Origin of the sequence: Paenibacillus sp. 2RAB27 (assembly GCF_052115445.1) — a bacterium.
In the GTDB taxonomy this organism is placed as follows: domain Bacteria; phylum Bacillota; class Bacilli; order Paenibacillales; family NBRC-103111; genus Paenibacillus_E.
On record NZ_JBFRGR010000002.1, the window covers coordinates 105,480 to 126,053 of the forward strand.

11 protein-coding genes and 1 pseudogene are annotated in these 20,574 nt (G+C 47.9%); all 12 read right to left on the minus strand.

Annotated elements, in window-relative coordinates; translation table 11 throughout:
* Positions 1-82: 82 nt before the first annotated feature.
* Positions 83-919 carry a Gfo/Idh/MocA family protein gene (locus tag AB4114_RS03360; RefSeq protein WP_441987134.1) on the minus strand — a complete coding sequence of 279 codons (837 nt, stop codon included), beginning with the start codon at positions 917-919 and terminating at the stop codon, positions 83-85.
* Between the two features lie 62 nt (positions 920-981).
* Positions 982-2,514, minus strand: a complete 1,533-nt coding sequence (locus AB4114_RS03365) for an extracellular solute-binding protein (RefSeq protein WP_441987135.1) — start codon at positions 2,512-2,514, stop codon at positions 982-984.
* Between the two features lie 110 nt (positions 2,515-2,624).
* Entirely contained in the window at positions 2,625-3,545 is a 921-nt protein-coding gene (locus AB4114_RS03370) for a carbohydrate ABC transporter permease (RefSeq protein ID WP_441987136.1), read from the minus strand.
* A gap of 30 nt (positions 3,546-3,575) precedes the next feature.
* On the minus strand, positions 3,576-4,532 hold the full coding sequence (locus AB4114_RS03375; RefSeq protein WP_441987462.1) for an ABC transporter permease: 957 nt from the start codon (positions 4,530-4,532) through the stop codon (positions 3,576-3,578).
* A 184-nt stretch (positions 4,533-4,716) separates the two neighbouring features.
* Positions 4,717-6,315, minus strand: coding sequence for a response regulator (locus AB4114_RS03380; protein WP_441987137.1), 1,599 nt, complete (start codon positions 6,313-6,315; stop codon positions 4,717-4,719).
* A 20-nt stretch (positions 6,316-6,335) separates the two neighbouring features.
* The gene (locus tag AB4114_RS03385) at positions 6,336-7,961 is read right to left on the minus strand and encodes a glycoside hydrolase family 10 protein (RefSeq protein ID WP_441987138.1); all 1,626 of its coding nucleotides are present in this window, start codon (positions 7,959-7,961) and stop codon (positions 6,336-6,338) included.
* Positions 7,962-8,127: 166 nt separating this feature from the next.
* Positions 8,128-8,919: pseudogene (locus AB4114_RS03390) on the minus strand (IclR family transcriptional regulator).
* 72 nt (positions 8,920-8,991) lie between these two features.
* Positions 8,992-9,699 carry an SDR family NAD(P)-dependent oxidoreductase gene (locus AB4114_RS03395; protein ID WP_441987139.1) on the minus strand — a complete coding sequence of 236 codons (708 nt, stop codon included), beginning with the start codon at positions 9,697-9,699 and terminating at the stop codon, positions 8,992-8,994.
* 12 nt (positions 9,700-9,711) lie between these two features.
* A complete protein-coding gene (locus AB4114_RS03400; RefSeq protein ID WP_441987140.1) occupies positions 9,712-9,966 on the minus strand; it encodes a hypothetical protein in 255 nt (84 codons plus the stop codon).
* Positions 9,950-10,978, minus strand: a complete 1,029-nt coding sequence (locus AB4114_RS03405) for an aspartate aminotransferase family protein (protein ID WP_441987141.1) — start codon at positions 10,976-10,978, stop codon at positions 9,950-9,952. The genes AB4114_RS03400 and AB4114_RS03405 overlap by 17 nt, the downstream gene beginning before the upstream one ends.
* Positions 10,979-11,041: 63 nt before the next feature.
* Entirely contained in the window at positions 11,042-11,824 is a 783-nt protein-coding gene (locus AB4114_RS03410) for an MlrC C-terminal domain-containing protein (RefSeq protein ID WP_441987142.1), read from the minus strand.
* Positions 11,825-12,103: 279 nt separating this feature from the next.
* Complete coding sequence (locus AB4114_RS03415; protein ID WP_441987463.1) at positions 12,104-20,548, minus strand: endo-alpha-N-acetylgalactosaminidase family protein; 8,445 nt, start codon at positions 20,546-20,548, stop codon at positions 12,104-12,106.
* Positions 20,549-20,574: the final 26 nt, after the last annotated feature.

Sequence of the window (20,574 nt, forward strand, 5' to 3'; positions counted from 1 at the left end):
CTAAAAAAGATGAGGCCTTCTCAAAATGGTCTATTTAGACCTTTTGAGACAGCCTCATCTTTCTATGTCAAACACCAACGTCTTACGGCAGCTTCAGCCACTGATATGGCGTCTTCGCAGCCTTCATGCCGACATCTAGAATCGTAGCGATCGCTATCGTTTCCTCATGGGAAACAGGCGGCTTGCCCGACTCGAAAAACCCAATCAAATTCTCGATAAATGCTCCGAAGAAGTCCGACTCAATCTTTAGAAATTTTGACTGCCCTCCATCATAGTAAAGGGCCATACTAAATGGACATTCCCAGCCGTATTGATGAAACACCGCTTGCCGGCCATCCCCATATCCAATTAACAACGCTGGCGTCTTGTCCGTGCCAACCCACATCACACGTCTCACATCCGTCCCCATCAAGGAGACGATTGGCTCCACCTGATGAATAGCATAGTTAGCATACGTCCCTGGCCCTAAGCTGATGATGGACTCGATCCCTTGCTTCTCAATGCCCGCATACTCAGCTGCAAACCGCAGCGCTGAGGTCGAATACATCGGAGTTCGGTGCTTTTCCGCAAGCTCAAACATCCGTAAGGCAGCTGCTCGATCAGGAGCGAACGTTTTATCAATGTAAGTTGGCTTGCCCGACTGCAGGGCTAGCCTTGCGAGCTCCTCGTGAAATTCGGGATGATCCGGGGAAAGAACGACCAAATAATCGCTTTGCTCCACAACCTCCTCGATGGAATTAAGCAGCTGAATCCCCTTCTTCTGGCACCATTCCGCATTGCTAAGCTTCCCATCCAGATTCGTTTTCCCATACGCATATGCAACCTGCATACGTCCACTCGTCGCCTTATCGATCCAAGCTGGGTATTTCTCCGCGTGCCATTCATCTAGAAAATAATCAATAAACCCGATTTTCTTCATCTCAAACTCCACTCCCTCATGTAATCAAAACCCCCACGGCTTAACCGCAGGGGATTTCGTTGCTACTTCTTATTTGCTGCGTACCATTCATTGGCCGCTTTGGTCATTTCTTCTCCGCCATCCGCTTTCCATTGCGCTACAAACTTATCATAGTTTTCAAGCGGTTCTGCACCTGTGATGTATTTCAAGAACGTATCTTCCATCAGCTTTTGCAGTTTCAAGTTGTATTTACCAATCGCTTCTAGCGGTGGTGCAAAAGCAAGTGGATCCAGAACAATGTTGCCTTTAGCTGCCTCTTGAATTTTAGTAAAGGAATCTGTTAGAATCGGATCTTTGCGAACACGCGCTTGCCAGTAGGTCGGGTAATTTTTCTCATCCACACCTGTTAAGAACGTCGAAGCATTGTTATATTCATCATTAAATTTCGGCAGTATAGGGAAGTAATTGCCGTTTTCCAACTTATAGTGAACGCCCTCTTTACCAATTGCCGCTTCTTTGAAAATATCTTTATCGAGCTTAAGATCCAAATATTTAATAATATCTTCTTTGTTATCTGCCCATTTCGGTATCCCCACATAGAAGCTAATCCCTGCGCTGCCCATGACTTGGACTTTGCCATCATCCCCTTTGAAGTAAGGGAAGCTGCCAATTTTGGCATTTGGCGAGTTTTTCAATAGCGCATTTTGTACAGTTGGCGCGTTAAAATAAGCATTTGAAATAATCGCAGCTTTACCGCTTGTGAAATTCTCGATGACTTTATTCGCTTGGTTCAGTGACCATTCTTGATCGATCAGTTTTTCCGTGTATAGCTTTTTCATGAATTCCAAATATTTCTTCATGTTCGGATTCTCAATGGCATTCACCAATTTACCATTAACATCCTGCCAACCGCTCGTAGCAGTACCCTGAACCATCGGGATGCCGAAAGTTGGCAGCACCTCAGGCAGTAGTGGGCTTTTCCCACCGGACAAACCGATGACATTTTTCTTTTCCTTCAACGTTTTCAGGACCGTATACAATTCATCACGCGTCGTAGGTGCTTTCAAACCAAGTTCATCCATCCAATCTTGACGGACGATGAGCTGTGTATTCACGATGGTCCCTGATCCCGTTTGCGGTATGCCGAAAATTTTACCGTTCAGCTTCGCTCCATTCCAAGAGGTTTGTGAAATCACATTTTTCATATTCGTACCATATTTGTTGACCAGCTCATCGATCGGCTCTAGTGCACCTGAGGCAGCAAGCTTCGAATATTGAGGTCCACTGAGCAGCATGTAGGCATATTTCTCTTTGTTCGCCATCAGTAAATTGAGCTTGTCATCCGGATTCTCAACTGGCAGCATGTCGTAGGTCACTTTGTAGCCCGTTTTTTCATTCAGGAACTTGGCTACGACTTCGGTATTCGGATCAAAACGCGCATATTGCAGCAATGCTTTGAATTCTGGCTTTGGTTTATTCGCTTCTACGGTTGCAACAGGCGCGGTAGATGCAGCTGGCGTTGTAGAACTGCTGGTGGTCTGACTGGTTCCACCGCAAGCCGTTATTGCCGCTGTCACCGCTGTAATGGACATGAGAACTAACATTTTTTTTACCATGTAAGAGCCTCCCTATTTTTCCCTTTGAGTATGGATACTGCCATATACCAACGATCATGGAACCCTTGTAGAGCTGGCCCACCACCACCCTTCGTAATTTGCTTGTGACTTCATCCTTTTACGGAACCTACTAGCACGCCTTTAACAAAATATTTTTGTAAAAATGGATACACGCATACGATCGGAAGTGTAGCTAGAATAATCGAGGCCGCCTGAATCGACTGCGGTGATACGTTCAACGATGCATCGACATTCGTCCGCATGAAAGTATCTGTAGAGGAGACGAACAATTCCTTCAAATACAACTGCAGAGGCTTCAAATCGGCGGAGTTGATATAGATAAGTGAAGTAAAATAATCGTTCCAGAACGTGACTGCATAGAATAAGGCAATCGTCGCAAGTACAGGCATGGAAAGGGGGAGAATAATTTGTGCAAATATCCTCATATTACTGGCCCCATCCATTTTGGCCGATTCCTCCAGGCTGTCAGGCAAGCCTTCAAAGTAACTTTTGACAATGAGCATATTGTAGACGTTAATCATGTAAGGCAGGAAGAGAACCGGCAACTTATCAATGAGATGCAGCTTGTGCATGAGTAAATATGTCGGGATCAGACCACCGCTGAACAACATCGTAAATAAATACATGAGGATGAACAACTTACGTCCCCTTAGTCTAGGTTTGGAGAGCGGATAGGCGGCAAGTGTCGTCATGAACAACGCGATAAGTGATCCAACAATCGTTACCGTGATTGAGATTGTAAATGCACTTAGAAACATGGAATTGCTTGCCACATACGTATAAGTCCCTATTTGAAAATCAATCGGATATAGACTCACCATCCCCGCAACAACAGCCGCCTCACTACTTAGTGATTTGGCAATCAAGTTAATAAACGGAAAAATGGTAGATAAGCCCAAAAGAATAAAGAAAATGTGATTGGCCACAGTGAAAATTTTCTCGCCGAGCGATAACGGGATGGCTGAGGACTTCCTGCTGGACCTAGGTTGTAAACTGCTTTTCATATTCATCTCAGATCCCCCTTATGCTTGATACACCGGTTACCAGATACCTCGTCCAAAAAACTTTCGGGCTAGCCCGTTACCCGTAAGAATCAAAATAAAGGCAACAACGGATTCGAAAACCCCTACAGCTGTTGAAAAGCTATAATCCTGTTCGCCTAGTCCGATCCGGTACACATATGTGCCGATAACGTCTGCGACATTGTAAACACTTGGATTATACATGACGAGAATTTGTTCCGTTCCCGCTTCCAACACATACCCAAGACGAAGAATGAACATAAGTAAAATAATTGGGATCAATCCAGGCAGTGTGATATGTACAATTTGCTTCCATTTATTGGCGCCATCGATCTTAGCTGCTTCATACAAACCAGGATCGATACTAGCTAACGCAGCCAGATAAATGATCGTATTCCAACCGGTTTCTTTCCAGCCTGCCGTCCCAATGAGTACAGAACGAAATATCTGACTGTCTAAGAAGAAGCGAATAGGTTCGCCGCCCATGGCGATAATGATTTTGTTCACGATACCACCATTTGTGGAAAGTAGATCAATGAATAAACCACTGACAATAACCCAAGACAAAAAGTGAGGTAAGTAGACAACGGTTTGTACGCTTCGCTTGAACGCCATGTTTTTTAATTCATTGAGTAAAATGGCAATGACGATCGGCAAGGGGAAGAGGAACACAATTTTATATACGGAAATGAGCAACGTGTTCTGGAATACCTGCAAAAAACTGGCCGATGAAATCAATTTATCGAAATGCTTCATCCCTACCCAAGGACTAGCTGCCATCCCATCGAAAATATTGAAATCCTTAAACGCAATGATAATTCCGTACATCGGGGTGTACTTAAACAGCAGGAGAAATGCGATGCCAGGCAGGAGTGCGAGATACAAATCCCAATCTTTCCTGACATCGATCCCCAATTGACGCATATATCTTTTTTTAACATTTTTATTGATGGATGGGACCGTTTCTTTCGTCATGTTCGTTTCGCTCAAGGTGCCTCCTCCTTCATACTCTCTTTCTAAACTTAGTGTAACATCCCCCGTTTTTTTGCGAATTAGAGGAATATTACTTGTTTTGGTACTTTCATAACTTCTCTAATAGGAAAATGAAAAAAACCTTCCCGAGAATTCCGAGAAGGCTGCCGAATGGCTGAATTGGCTATCAATTCCGTATTTCCCCAGGCGTGACACCCCAGTATTTACGGAATACTCTTGTAAAATAACTAACATCTCTGTACCCAACGGCAGATGCGGCATCATACACGCGTGAGCCCTCTTGAAGGATCGCTTTGGCCCGCTCCATTTTCCTTTCCATCACATAGGTGGAGAAAGCTTTACCGGTTTCCTGCTTGAATAAACGGCTTAAATAGGAGGAATTCACATACATTCTGTCTGCAACAGCATGCAGGGTCATCTCCTGATCAATTTCATTTTCTACGAGACTAAGAATAGTCTTGATCATGCCATGACTGGTTGATTTGCGCCTTTGGCCTGCATAGGTTAGATACGCTTTAATCATTCGCTCCAGCCAGAACAAGATCTGTTCCTTGGTTGCTAGTTCCGAATGGTTATGAAAATAGATATAATCATCGCCGGCTACTTCCCGTACTGGCCATCCCTGCTTTTGGATCATCCCGACGAATAAATAAGTAAAATACAGAATATGCTCATTAATTTCATCTACCGTCTCCGCCTTCGCCATACCACTATTCCAAAGCGCGGTTAACATCTCTAATGCCTTCTCCCCGTCTCCGGTCTCGAGGGCAATTTCCAGCGTTTTCTCATGGTTCGGCTGAAACGTCAGTTCCGGCTCTCTCCCTTGCTCCGCCCGGTAAGGAATTGCCAGATCATGGCCTAGTACAATTCGATCTTGGAGTGCTCGCACAGCTTGAACATAAAGCTTATTCATCTCCGCTAAGCCGCCGGTCATCCCGCTAATCCCTGCACTTGCACTAAGTTTGAGACAGCTTTTTACCGTAAATAACAGTTTTTCGGTCAAAGCATTGATTTTTTGCAGGGCTAATTTGGGTTCTTCTTCACGATCCATTTGAAAAATGATGACCGTACATCCCGCATAGTTGGTAGATACCCAGCAGAGATTAGACGCTAGAGCTTCTTTCACGATACTACTAAGCGAGAATTGGAGCAGTGACATGTCCTTCCTGCTAAACCGGGTGTCAGTCTCTGAGATCGGGTCCATATCCACGATGGTAACGGCATAAGCGGCATCATTTTGCAAATCCAATTGCAGATCCTTACTTTTTTGACCAATCTCCCAGTTTTCGTACTTCCCATTCAACAAGCCTTGGAAAAATTCATTGACCAAGTAAGGAAGATGGAGCTTCCATTTCATTTTCAACTCATCTTCGTTATGACGCTGCTCAAGCTCGCTTTTCAACTTCTCTGCAGCTTCGAGCACGGTCCCCAAGATTTCTTCATCACCTGCCGGCTTTAACAAATACTTCATAATACCAAGCCCCAGCGCCTCTTGTGCATAACTGAAATCATCATGTCCGCTAAGTACGATGATTTTCAACAAAGGATCCACTTGGCGAAGATGTCTTGCTAACGTTAACCCGTCCATTTCTGGCATCTGCACATCCAGCAAAATGATGTCAGGCTTTTTACGGTCAATGATTCTAAGGGCTTCTGCTCCGTTACCAGCTTGCCCAACGACCTCGATACCGTGCTTATCCCATGGAATATTATTAGCCAGCGCATTTCTGAGACGGATTTCATCTTCCACAATTAATAAATTCATTATGAGACCCCCGCTCGGATTTACTTCACTTGCTTCATCTGTGCGTAATGTAGAAGCTCTTGTATATCTGTTAATGTGTTCCTCAAATGTTCCACGACAATAGGATGAATCTTCTCATCCACTTGCTGTTGAAGCAGAAATGGCTTGAACTCCGCTATCTTCTGATCGAAAACAACAGAAAGCTCTACTCCCGCTTCACTTTGCAAAGCATCAAGAATCACGTCCAACCTAGCTAGGATGGCAAGCGCTGTTTGTTCATTAACCGCCTGTCGCGGAAGGTACACGTGTTCCATATCTGTTTTCACTGCTTCCAACAAGGCCTGAATCGCACGTAGTGGATACATCCCTGTAGATATCGCAGCGTTACGCCACGGCCCTAATCGCAGGGCACGAATCGTTTCGTCCGTCGCTTGGCCAAAGGCAAAGATGATCGTCCCCATGTCGATATCCTGCGCTGCAAGCACCTGTTCAATCGTTTCCTGTGCGCCTAATTGCGCGTACATCGGGTAAATGCCGCTGTATACAAGATTACCAGGCATGAGCTCTTTTTTGTGCAAATGGACAGCGGGACGAACCTCAGCGGCTGTTGCATAATAAGCCTGCGGAATAACAACATCGACATGCTGCGACCAGTTGCCAATTTTAGTAGACTCTGCACCTGGCTCGGGTGCAGCCGATACAATTAGATTCGGGCTGATCTGCTTAATCTCCTTGTACAATTGGGATACAAATTCATCCTCTTGTTGCTCCAACCATTTCGTCCATATTGTCCAAAGCTCCCTCTGCTCACTAGAAATTTCAAGTGGATCCCATCCATGTTCACGTTGAAAAGCCTCACGGGCATACAAGCTGAAACAATAGTTACCCTGCCAATCTTCATCAGTATGCGGAAACCTCATAAAATCCAGATTAATACCAGCAACATTATACGTAGAAACGATCTCTTTAACAAAGTCCAAGAAGTACATACGTACAGCAGGATTGATCAGATCAAGCCAAAAGTAACCTGTCCCCTGTTGAGGTAACGGTTTCTGTGAATGAGCCTGTCTGTGCGAAAGCGCAGACCATTCTGGATAAGCTCGCAGCACGGGACCTCCCGTCGGGTCAACACCAACCATAAACCCGTCCAACCAGGCATGGACAGCTATCCCCCGCGACTCCCCCTCCTTAACGAAGGCTTCCAACGGGTCATACCCTTGAAACGCTGGATGCTGCGCCTCTATACCGTTTCTCATTGCCGTATGACTCGGGTAGATCGTATATCCCCATAGCCATGTCTCCAGATATAGCTCATTGAAACCAGCAGCCTGTACACGATCCAAGGTGCGGCCTACTTCTTCCCGACTTTTCTCTACGGGACGATACCAAACACCTCGCGCTTCCGCTACACGACTGGGCAGAGAATGTAAGTACCCCTCCCATGCCTCCGTTGACGCAAGTGACGCTTGGGATAGACATCCCTCTGTATCGGTAGACGCTAACTGTCGCGCCTCTTCAAGCAGCTGATCAGCTGTCGCTAGATGATGTCTAGCCAAGTCATAGGGAACATTGATATAGCACTCCCAATTGTTCTCTAACAACCTTTTCGCGCTAGCAATACGCGTTTCTACCTGCTCTAAACATCGGGCAGTATCCTGATCAGTCATGACATAAGCTCCCCTTTGTAAGTGTTTGGTATAGAAAATAACATACACATCCTGATCTTCCTAGGGGGCTTTGATGACTTCCTTTGGTAATTTGATGTGGGTGAACAGGGGAAAAGCAAGTCTCCACCATCAGGAATGGAAGAGCTTGCTTGTTTCTGTGAGCCTTTTAATGCACAGTTTCATACCCTAACTTTCGAGAAATCCGATTCGCAGCAGCTTTAATACTTTCGGCCATTTCAGGAATAACCTCATCTGCAAACCGATGCATAGCACCTGACATACTAACTGCGCCCTCTACGTTTCCGTACATGTTGAATATCGGGGCAGCCAAGCAACGCGCACCTTCCACGATTTCTTGATCATCCAAAGCATAACCTTGCTCACGAACCTGCTGCAGCCTCAGTTGAAATTACGCTTCTGAAACAATCGTATTTTTGGTTAGTGCAGGCAGTCCTTGACGTGTAATCAATTCTTTCACCTTCTCTTCTGGTAAAAAAGCAGCCATCGCTTTTCCCATCGCTGTCGCATGGAAAGGTGATTTGGAGCCCACCGTATCGGTCATCCGAATTGGCTGTGTGCTTTCCAGAATTTCGACGTAAAGCACTTCGCCCTCCAAGAGGACACCCAAATTAATCGTGTCGCCATACATCTCAGAAAGCTTCTTCATTTCATGAAGTACTGCTGATCGCAGCGTATTTCTTTCTAACATGCCTCGCGTAAGCATCAATTGTTTATAACCGAGACAGTATTTACCGTTCTCGTCATCTCTGCTGATGAATCCCCGATTCTCAAGCGTTAACACGATCCGGTAGGTCGAAGATTTGGGCTGATCCAGTAATTCCGTTAATTCCAATAAATTTAGGGAACCGTGTTCGGCCAACAGTTCAATTAAATCCAGAGCCTTGTCAATCGATTGAATCGTATAGTGTTCCTGTTTCTCTCCTGTATCCTTGCTCATAATTTCGCTTGATCTCCTTTAGTCAAGATAGCTTGATGAGTTGACCGCCATCAACGACGAGGCAGTGGCCTGTCATGTAGCGCGAATCATTCGTCGCCATAAAAGGGCAACATCTGCGATTTCCTCCGGAACGCCAGCACAACCCATGGGTATCGTTCGTAAATAAGGCGCAAAAGCGGTCGGATTGTCGATCAAAGGCTTCGTGAGCCGTGTCTCGATAAATCCTGGGCACAGTGCGTTGACGCGAATACCAAGTGGTGCCAGCTCAAGCGCCATCGACATCGTGAGTAAGTTAATGCCGCCTTTCGTGGCGTTATAATGGGCTTGATCACCTTCCGCTGCCAAGCCGTTCACACTGGACATATTAATAATGGAACCGCCTTTTTCCTGTGCAACCAGCACTTTAGCAACCGCTTGCCCAACAAGAAAAGTTCCCTTCAAATTAATCGCCATGTGTCGATCCCACTCCGATTCCTCGATGTCAAGGAAAGCAGCCGGGCTGCAAATACCCGCATTGTTAACCAGTACATCTATGGTGCCCCATTGGCTCAGTATGGTATCAAGCATGCGTTTGACGTCCGATTTCAACTGCACGTCTCCGTCGATCCATATGACCTCGCCGTTCTGGGCAGCAATTTCCTCAGCTGTCGCTTGCAGCGCTGCTTTATCTCGGCCTGTAATCGCCACCTTGGCGCCTTCTGCGGCAAACCTGACAGCCGTCGCTTTGCCGATGCCTGTCGAGCCGCCAGTTATAAGAGCAATCGAGTCTTTCAGCCTCATGTGATGTCCCCCTTATAGATGAGCTAGCACTCGATCGACCGCTGCCAGCGTTTCTTCAACGAGCACGCCTTCCTCCAACATTTTGCCAGAAAACTCGGAGTACTTCGCAGCATCGCGCTTCGTGAAAGCAGCGAAATCTTCCACTTTGGACTCTTGCGTAAACATCATATGAAATACCGGGCCAATCTGGTTGATGATACCAGGAAGGCTGTACTTGGCGAGCAAGCGGCGAATTCCTTCAACCAGCTGATCAGCGTTCTTGGTCATTTTCGCAAATGGCACCGTCGTCTTTGGACAGCTCCGCAATGGTTGCCAACGCAGCCGCGGTCGCGACACCATTTCCGTTCAATGTGCCGAGGTGGCTCACCGTACCGTTCTCGATAAGCGACATGATATCTTGAGAGCCTGCAACTGCGCTTATGGCGATCCCTCCGCCTAACGCTTTGCCGATCGTTACCAAATCAGGCTTCAAGCCGAACTTGCCATGAGCACCACTCAGGCCAAGCCTAAATCCAGTGATTACTTCATCGAGAATCATAACAATGCTCAATTCACTTGTCAGGTTGCGCATCTGCTCCAGATAGCCTGGTTTCGGGAGAACACAGCCAGAATTACACATCACTGGCTCTGAAATAACAGCTGCGATGTCATCGTGATGTTCACGTAAAGCTGTCTCCAGCGCAGCGAAGTCGTTCCACGGCAAAAGGATCATATCTTCAAGCGCAATCTCACTCTGTCCACTCGTACCTGGTAATATGGTTGGATACCCGAGAGAGCTTGGGGCAGTTGTATCGGACTGACGCATATCCGAGCTTGGGAAAGCTGTGAAAATCGTATCCGACCACCCGTGATAATGACCATGAAAACGTACAATCATGCGTTTACCGGTATAAGCACGTGCTAAGCGAAGCGCCAGCATGACCGCTTCCGTACCTGAACCACTTAATGCCACTTTATCTGCACAGGGTAAAATCTCTGTTAGCTTACGTGCTAGTTCGATTTCGCCTTCGTGCTGAAGACCATATGTAATTCCGCGTTTCATCGCTGTATAGATGCTCTCTGTGGTTGTTTCATGCGCATGACCCAATATTAATGGACCGTAGCCAAGCAAATAATCAATATAGGCATTGCCATCTACATCCCAGATGCGTGGACCCGATCCTTTGGATCCAAACAAGGGGGTGGGCTTCATCGCACTTCTTAGGGAGCTCGCAACCCCACCAGCCAAATAGGCTTGCGATTCGATGTATTTCTGCCTCGACTTCTCAACATGCTTCATAGGGGAACGCCTCCTCATTGTGATGTCTTCGGAGTGTGCTTTCGTCAACAAAAGTCTAAGGTGTCAGGCATACAAACCGAATCTCGGTTGTGGCTCCGCATCCAATGGATAAACGGGCCGTTGTACATGGTTATATGAAAAATGCCTAAGATTGGCGTTGCAGCAGCCCGGTGAATCCACGTTGATTACATGTTTCGCGAACGTCCCAAACGCCGTCTGCCAGGCGAGCGCTGATTTGGCTACGATGATATGATAATCCCCCGGCCATAAGCCGACCGAGCGGACATGACCCACATCCCAAGGAGGGACTCGCTTCTCGGTCAAAATGATGGTCAACTGTCCACATTCGAGGACGGCCGTCTTCCCCATTTCGGCCTGTTGGCCGGTCATATAAGGACCGACATGTCGGTAATGAACATCAAACAACAGCCGAATTCGTCCATTTACTGCGACAGGGTTGCCGTGCAAGGTGTCGCTCTTGCCCCCGAATTCACCTTCAAATGCACCACCGACACCCATTCGCCATTCGGTTTCCACCGCTTCCTGATCGCGAATCACGATCAACGCTTTGCGTGACACAGTCGTCAGTTCAGCAAGGAGATGGGTAGCATCTGCAGGGGCACCTCCGCCAACATTATCAGAACCTTCCGATAAGATAACGGGTCCTTCAGGCTGTGCCAATGCCTCATCTACCGCCTCACGCGGTGTGAGATAGGAAACATTTAATGCTGATTTATGCTCGATAGCCATCTGCGCAAGTTCCGCCGCACAACGCTCAGCTAGCTCCGCATTATCATTTGTCGTCACCACAAATGACATCCCTGCATCCGGCAAGACACTTCTCAAACATGAATTCTACTCCCCTTCATTATCCTTGTAGCTTTTTCTAAGACCGTTTTTACCCCTCTTATTGAGATTACATGCAATAAGACGAGGTAAATTTCACGGTAATGTAATGAAAGCGGTGCAGCAACACTTATTTACCTTATTTTACTAAAAAAACTATAAAATAAGTGTATTATCGTATTTTTGACCATAAACAAGGAAAAAAAGGAGCCAAGCAGCAAACACGCCGCTTAGCTCCCTTTCTATTAATTATTTACTTTAAATTCAATTGCCACCTAGTTAGTCGCGTTTCAGAATATGATCCTGAAACCTAACTGCAAGACTTGCCAAGTGAGCTCGCTGCAAAGCAGAATGCGGGGCCATGGTTCCATCGCCATTGCCTTGAAAGATACCCAACTTGACAGAGATAGCCAGATCGATACGCTCTGACGCCGTCAGCCCAGGCAGATCGTTGAAGCCTTTCAGCCACAACTCATCCGCCTCTTGAATAGACATCGTGGGATTCATATTCAAAGCCCTCAGCGCGTTGACAATCAATGTCGCGGTCTGAATGCGAGTCATGGGGCCGTCGAGGTCCATGTTATTTTCGGTTACGTCAATTAGCTTATGATCAGTCGCGGTATTGACATAATCAGCATACCATTTGTTCAGATCTATCCCGTTCACGGCAGAAGTGACTTTATTAACCGGAATGCCAAGTGCCCTTAGGAATATCGTGCTGGCTTCTGCAACAGTAACCGATTCTGTGGGGGCGAAACTGCTGTTACCCACGCCAACGATCAGCATCAGCTCTGCAGCCCTGTTAATTTCATCCTTGGCGTAATGCCCGATCGTATCGATGAAGTTAGACTTGACGTTCACCGGCACCAACGTGACATCACCGCGGACGATGACGGTTACCGTACCATTACTATTCAATTTGGTCGGTACCGGGGTCAACGTGCCGTCGGCATTCACGATTGCCATCGTAGTGAATTCCGCTTTGTCTTCGTCATGTTGCATATTCACGGTTACAGCATAAGGTTTGTTGGCATCCCCTGATGTTTTCACAATCACTGGGGGTGCAACTGCCACAATGGTCACACTTGTGTTTGCGTTGTTCGCCGCAGTAGCCGCTACTGCGTCTTCAGCTGCTTTCGTTTGCTCCGATGTGCTTTCGATTATGGTGGTTGCATCCGTATCTTCCTCAATCTCGAGGATCCACGCATTTTCGGCTGGTTTCGGCATAGGCGTCGGGACAGGCTGAGAAGGAGTCTCGGAGCTGGTGTCCCCAGAACCGCTGCCTTCAGAACCAGTGTCTGTCGACGGAGCGCTGGCACGATTCACAGCTACCGTATAGGTTTTCTGCGTACCATCTTCGGCAGTAACAACTACCTCAAATGTATTCAGCCCTACGCTCAGAGATTTTACGCCTGCTCCGTTGACCGTCGCAGCGTTGTGGTTCTTCGTGGCAGCAATGGTCATGCTGCTGACATTGTTATCCACATTTACCGCGTAGCTCGTAATGCCCGAGTTAAATTCTGGAGACAGTACGCCTGCGCTAACAGTCAAGTTAGAAAGCGTTGCGTCATTGGAGGTGTCTATCCCAGCACGATTCACAACTACCGTATAGGTTTTCTGTGTACCGTCTTCCGCAGTAACAACTACTTCAAATGTATTTAGCCCTACACTCAGAGATTTTACGCCCGCTCCGCTGACCGTCGCAGCGCTGTGGTTATTTGTGGCAGCAATCGTCATACTGCTGACATTGTTATCCACATTTACTGTGTAGCTCGTAGTGTCCGAGCTGAATTCCGGAGACAGTATGCCTGCGCTAACAGTCAGGTTAGAAAGCGTTGCGTCTCCCGAGGCAACATTGCCCACTTCCACGATTAGCAGATTGTCGATGATAAACGGGTTAGGGTTATCGCTCGGCGTCGGTGAGTCATTGTTCCGTAAGATACCGAACCAAGTCTGGTCAGATGTGCTCACGAACTCGTACTCATAATACCCTTTCCAGTTCGGAACGGCTTTCTTAATGTCGGTGTTGCGGTAGGTTCCGTTAGCTGCCCAACCTTCAGGCATCGCGGTTATTGGCACGCTGCTCTCCGACCGGTTCGATATCACATTGTTAAAATATGGGCCCATCGTGCCTTGCAGATAATCATGGTGCTGAAGCCCTGTAAATTCCACGGTTGTCGAAGAAACCCTCTGACTTAGTGTCCCTTTCATACCATTCCCGAGCACAAAGGCGAAGATGCCGTTGAGACCGGTTTGGTAGTCAAAGCAGATACGGTATGTCTTGCCCTCTTCAAACCGGAGGCTCTGAGGTGTAGTCTGGTACATAATGCCCCCACTGCCGGTGATGTTAGAGAATGAGGTTTTACCGTCCACAACCAGATCAACCGGGATGGTCGTGGTATCCCACCATTGGCCAGTAACCGTATTACCCGCTTGATCTTTCGTTGGCTGCACAAAGTTTCTTACACTTTCGGGAGCGTTACTACTCCAAACGGGTACAGTATTGTTTTGCGTATAGGGATCATGCCGGCGCTGCATGATCGTTCTGGCTTCGCGAAACCCTCCGCCGTTGCCAAGATTAAAGGGTAAGAAGCCCTCAAAAGTAGGTTTGTTAATGGACGTACCTGCTTCCGTTGTTCCGTCCGGCGCGGATTCGAAATCCTGATATAGGACAATTTTCCCGTCGGTCACCGGAGTCTTCGGTGTTGGCGTGGTAGTCCTGTACATGCGCACGTTATCAAATCGCACTTCGCCTTCGCCCGCCTCGGCGTGCAAACGGATTGTTGCTGTAGATGCATCTGCGGTGAATACGACGCGCATACGGAGCATACTGGTTTTTTCTTTGGAGTCATAGCGGTCATAGTTGAGCAAGATGGACGAATCTGTGTAACTAGAGCGACTAGCTCCATCTGTATCCACGATGAGTGACGCCTTACGTGTTTTTCCACGTTGTACCTCCACCATAACGGAAACAGCGTACTCGTCGCCGGGCGTCAGGCCGGTGATTGTCTGGCTAACCTCCATTTCGTTACCGTCCTTCACCGCCAGCTCCCAATTGCGGCTTCTGCCATGGTTGTCGGCATTAGAGTTAGGCTGAGCTGCGAATCCGTCAGTGGTGAAGAGTGGCATCGTTGTGTTGTCGTTACGCACTGCTTGGGGATTCCCATGAACAGTTTTCCAACCTTTGAGGTTGTCGCCTGTGCTGAAGCCGGGATTATTCACGTATTGTCCCTCGCCGATGTCGACATCCACATCCATATCCTGCTGTTCTTTGTACACCACATACGGGGTTCTTGCATCCGTATTCATAGTAACTTTTCCATTTACTACTGTCAGAACCTGTTCGGAAGACTTGCCCAGGTCAGACAACTTATACATATAGACGGTATTGAGGCCCGCCCAACTGTTGGGAAGTTCCCAGGTTGTACTGCCGCCGTCATCGTTCCAATGGTATAGTTTGATCTCTTTTTGTTCTTGCTCATCAAGCTTTTTCATGTCGCCCTCGTTCCACGGGATCAGATACTTGGCGGAACCTTGATCTGTGCCGATGGCATTAACCTGCTCGTAAATCTTCTTTCCATCTTTTTCTATGATGCGTTTGCTATTTCTTGTTTCGTTATTGAGGTTGTCATAACCCTCTGCATACACCTTCACTTCTCCGTTATTAAACTCGATGTAGTCCGCCCAGCCATCCTTATCCTTTTCCATGCGCGTAACTGGGAAGTGCTGCATGTACTTAGTTGGGATGTTGTTGCGATAAATTTTCTCAACAATCGAGTCATATTCGTTTATACCATTGTGCACCCAGCCCTCGTAGGAGGTCGTATCGGCACCCATTAGCAGGAAGGCGCTGTTCGGCACGCGTGTTTCCTCAATGTCAGCCTTCCAATTGTCGGTCGTGTAGTTGTCCCAGCGGTCTTTGGAATCGTTGAAGATAAACCGGGCAATATCGCTGGAATAACCCTTGAGCGACGCGGGACTATAGCTCTTTTCTACGGACCAGTGCGCCCATGCGGCGGAATCCTCTGCAACGTACGGCCACTCCACGAAATACGCAAGACCATTATCCTCGTAATCCCGTGCCAAAGCGTTCCCGCGCCAGCCGTTGTGAGAGAACACATCGCTGTAAATAAAACCCAAATCCGGGATATCGGTTTTAAAACGATTCATGCGCTCATAACGGCTTTTTTCTTGGCTTGCCTCATTATCATTATCTCGGGTCAACGCATCCAACTGGTCGTCGATCACATAGGCTTGGTGCAGGTAGTAACCGAACGCCACATAACCTTTGCTACGCGGGGTGATTCCGTCGGCTTGCATTTCAACGTTCTCATAGCTAAACTGGTCAACCTTCGCGAAATACTCTGTAAAGTTGGTGTGGACACCGACAAAGCTGTTGTACTGGTTAGTCGTAATGTCAGTAAACTTTCGGAATTCGTCCAAGCCGCCCAGTTGGTCATCGTAGACGCTGAAGTCGCCCCAGTTGCCTGCGTTGTGGTATTTTTGCAGGATGATTTGTCCCAAGCCATCCGTATGCAGCCAGATCCGCTTGGTTTCGTCCACAGATGCCAGATACGGGTAGTTGGATTCGTTGCCCTGTGACATAATCAGCCGTTGTACGACCGCGTCGGCAATTTTGTCCGAGCCGACCGCCACTTTAGCGACGCTGCGGTACTCATTAGCCGCATCCTGCCAGTTAACGATGCCATCGTTATTGTTTTCTTCAGCCAGCACGACCCAGACATGCGGCATATCCCTTTCGTAGGGTTCATCTGTATACGTTCTGGTTATTAAGGCTTCCTCTTCTCCGTATCTACCCTCATTGTCAATAAATTTCTTGGTAGCATCAGGGAATCGCCATACCCAAGATCCGCTGAGCAGACTCGTTGTAACCAACGAATCGTTTCTCTTCGTGTCAGCAAAAACGCGTCTTGCCACGCTGCCGTCCGTCAATCCGAAGGCGTTACTCTGAATGCTGGCGGCTACTCTGCCGTTGGATACAAAGGCGTAGTTATAAAAATCAGAGCCAGTCATCATATCTTTAATATTGTAAAAGCTATCGCCGCTTCTTCCGATGTTGCTTTCCATTTTGGAACCGGCAAATGAGGAGCCAGTAGTAAAATTGCTGACAGTTACCGGATTATGATTTGGTATTTCAATGATGAAAATACGGTTGGCGGGATCCTCCTTAATCTCTATAAAATCAAACTTGAGTACCATTCCCTCGACCGTTGCTTTCATTTTTATTTCCGCGTTCAACTCGGTCACTTGCAGGGTATAAATCACATGCTGGCTGCCGTCTGCGTTCTGGATTGGCTCACTGGATGTAACGACGGGCTTGTAGTTCTTAACCGTTGAACCTGTCAACCCCTGTGACGTATTTAAGCTATATGTCATGCCAGTGGTTAATCTAAGCGTGTCCAGCTTGCTACGGTTGCCGTCGATCTTTGCACCGCTGTCCTTCATCTCATACTGAATCGCTCGAGGGAAGTCCTTATCCAGATAGACCTTTACTTCATTGCTTTCGATGCTGAAAACGCTGCTGTTTACTGCAACCGTCACTGTACCGGTTGACTTAATCTCTGGATTATAGATAGAAGTCGCCGTAACCGTTGTCTCACCAACATTTTCTCCGACCACTAGGTTGCCGTACACGGACACGATGTCGGTGTTGGCGGCAGTCCAGACAAAGGCTGGCGTGGCGTTCGCTGGGACCGTTGTATAATTCAGCGTTGTCTGGTCTTGATGATTCACACTAGTAGTAGTGGACAGTGTAACAGATGAAGGCGGAATCACCACGTTCTCGGTGACCGTCAAACTGTTAAAGCGTCCAACGGCGTCCTTCGGATTGACGATTGTCCGAATGCCGATTGTATCGCCGGGTTTCAAATACACCGTTACGATGTTCGACTGTTCCGTACTGGTGAGGCTGGCCGTTGTCCTCGTATATAAGGTGCCTGCAAGCTGGCCGTTCACTAGCAGCCCCAATTGGCCGCTTGCCTGAGAACTGCCTTTCGCATAGTTCAGGGTGATGTCATACATACCGGGCTTTTTCACGACGGCATCGGGAGCGTCGATTTCAATCGACGAGCCGACCGCGACGTAGTCCATCGTATCTACAAACCCGTTACCTACCCTGATCCCGCCGCTAAGGCCGGTTAACGCAATCGGGATGTTCTCCGGGACTTCACTGGCATTGCTATTCCGTACTGCAGCCGGTGGATCGAACACATTGTTTGCTGTATCCCACAGCGAGACTTGGGCGGTTTTCAACCTAATATCGCTTTCGTTATTCTTTATGTACAGATTGTACTTAAACGTACCGCCGGTACCAGTGGACGTAATAACGACGTCCCCAGCCTTAATTGTTTGAATCCTTCCAGTCACAGGATCCACAGTCGCAATCTCCGGGTCACTGCTGCTCCAAGTGAGTGGGAAATTCACAGGCTCCGGAATCATGATCTCATTGCCTGCCAGGAGGTAAAAGTTGCGGTTGAAGGAGTCGTAAGTGTAGGACTCCTCTACCTCCCAGACGGAGATATAGTCGATATTGACAAGACCCTTGTCTGGATAGTCCACTACGTCAAGACTTGAAGTGTCGAGTACCAGAGAGATCGTGTCGCCCTCTTTCAGTTCCATTTCCCAAATGTCGGACTCAACAAATACAAGCTCACTGTCCTTGCCTGCAAGGGAAATACGGTAATTGCCAGGCGTTTTCGGAGAGCCGTTTTCATTTTTTTCAACCTGGTCGTAATTGACATACACGCTGATATAGTCCTCAATTTCGTAATTGACGCGGGAGAACTTCAACATGAATCCGTATTTACCATCTTTATGAATTGTAAAAGGGAATGTAACGCCGGCACCTGGCTTCGCCCTATAGGTTTGGGGGTCGCTGCCTGTGTATAAGCCGCCCAGAACAGATCGGTCGTTAGGTTGACCAGCCGGAGGCGACGAGTAGCTGCCATTCGGATACGTCGCACCGTTGCTAGTGTTGCCAATGTTGGTGCGAACTACGGTGCCGCCGAACTTATCCGCATACGCAGCCTTGTAGATGCCGTTGGCACGCGGGATAAGCGCAAGAACTTCATACGCGTTGCTCAGATTGCTCGTTGCGGTATTGAGTGTTTCCGCCGTCGCTGTATGGTCTAGAAGCAAGTTTTTCGCCCCAGCCAGCGCGGTGGCAAACGGCCCCCATGTAGCCGACGTATAGCGGTTCTCTTTAAGACCACGCCCCTCCATAGTTGTGATAATATCTTGAAGCGCTTTCCTCGCCCTGCTCTCGTCAGTGCCCAGATCAACCGTCGCGCTGCCTCCCCCGTTGGTGATCGTGAGCTTTATGTTAGAATTAGCGCCATTGACATAAATGTCATATATGCCATCGTTCAACGTCTCGTTAAAGACAACCTTATTGCCATTCTTGACGCCGGTAGCCTTGACGACGCCGTCTTGCATCAGTACGAACTCCATTTCGCTAATGTCAGGATGCGGTGCTCCATCAAGAAGAACCGTCAGCTCAGGTTTCTTGGAAACGGTTATATTCTCAATCCACATTTGCTTTGTAATGCCGTTATTGCCTGAGGTCCTTGTATCAAGCACCCGGAGCTCGCCAATGTTTGTGGGATTTTTTGCCCTAAACGCAAAGTCTGTGGCAATTTTCGTTTCCGAGCCGCCCTCCGGCGTTACCCAGGCACTGTATGTTTTAGTAGTCATATTAATCGCAATTTTTACATGATACACCTTATTTGCCACTAAAGGAGAGATGACATCAGCCCCCCACCCTGTGCCGTTATATGCGCCAATACCCGTATTGAACCGCACAAGGGCGTTCATTTTATCGACATCCGCATTCACAGCGGTTCCACTTTGAACCAAGGAGACAGCCGTGTTTGGACTGGTTGCCGTAGTGACATAGTCGAACTGAACCGTCATTTGTCCACTAGTCAAAACCTCCGGCAGCGTATAGTATGCCTTAGCAGCATTGGCGCTGTTTCTGCCTGCAGCGTACAACCTCAGACTTCCCTTCACGCTGCAGAGCACATCAATCTTTCTGTCCAGATTGTTAATCGTGAGCGTGTCGGTGGTTTGATTGTTGGCTCCTTCACCGCTCCATTTGTACGAATATCCGGCTTCAAGCACGTTCGGCGGCGATGACATCGCCCCCCGGCCTTCGGTGGTAATCACCAGTGTTTTACCGCCGAGAACCACAGCCCCGCTGGCAATGAAGTTATCATTGTATTTAGCGATGATCGCTGAGCCATTGGACGCACCTGCATCCTCTGCGCTGAATTTAACCGTGTAGTAGTCGAGTATTTTGGCAGCGCTTCCAGTTACGGCAATCGTTTCGCCCGTGTCGTCACTGCCGTCAAAAATGTTATATGTCCCGTCATAAACGTCAAATGTAACCGTGCCTCCGATGTCGGAACTGTTACCCCTTATTTCCCCATTCTGCCGCAGCGTGAACGTTTTGCCGTGCCCGTCAAACGGCTGGCCGTCTTTGTTAATCGTAAACGTTACATTGTTAGCGCTTGCAGAAAGAGGTTGTATTACGGTTTGTAACCCGTCCCCTTCACCCGGTTCGATCGTCTCCCCCGCCACACTAATTGGCGCAGCATCGGATCCATGTGGGTCGGCAGCAAATGCTGTCAATGGCGCAAGGTTGTTGCCGATTAACGACAGCATCATGACCACAACCAAAATCATGCTCAGAATCCTGCATTTCATTTTACTCAAAGTTTTCCCCTCCCAAT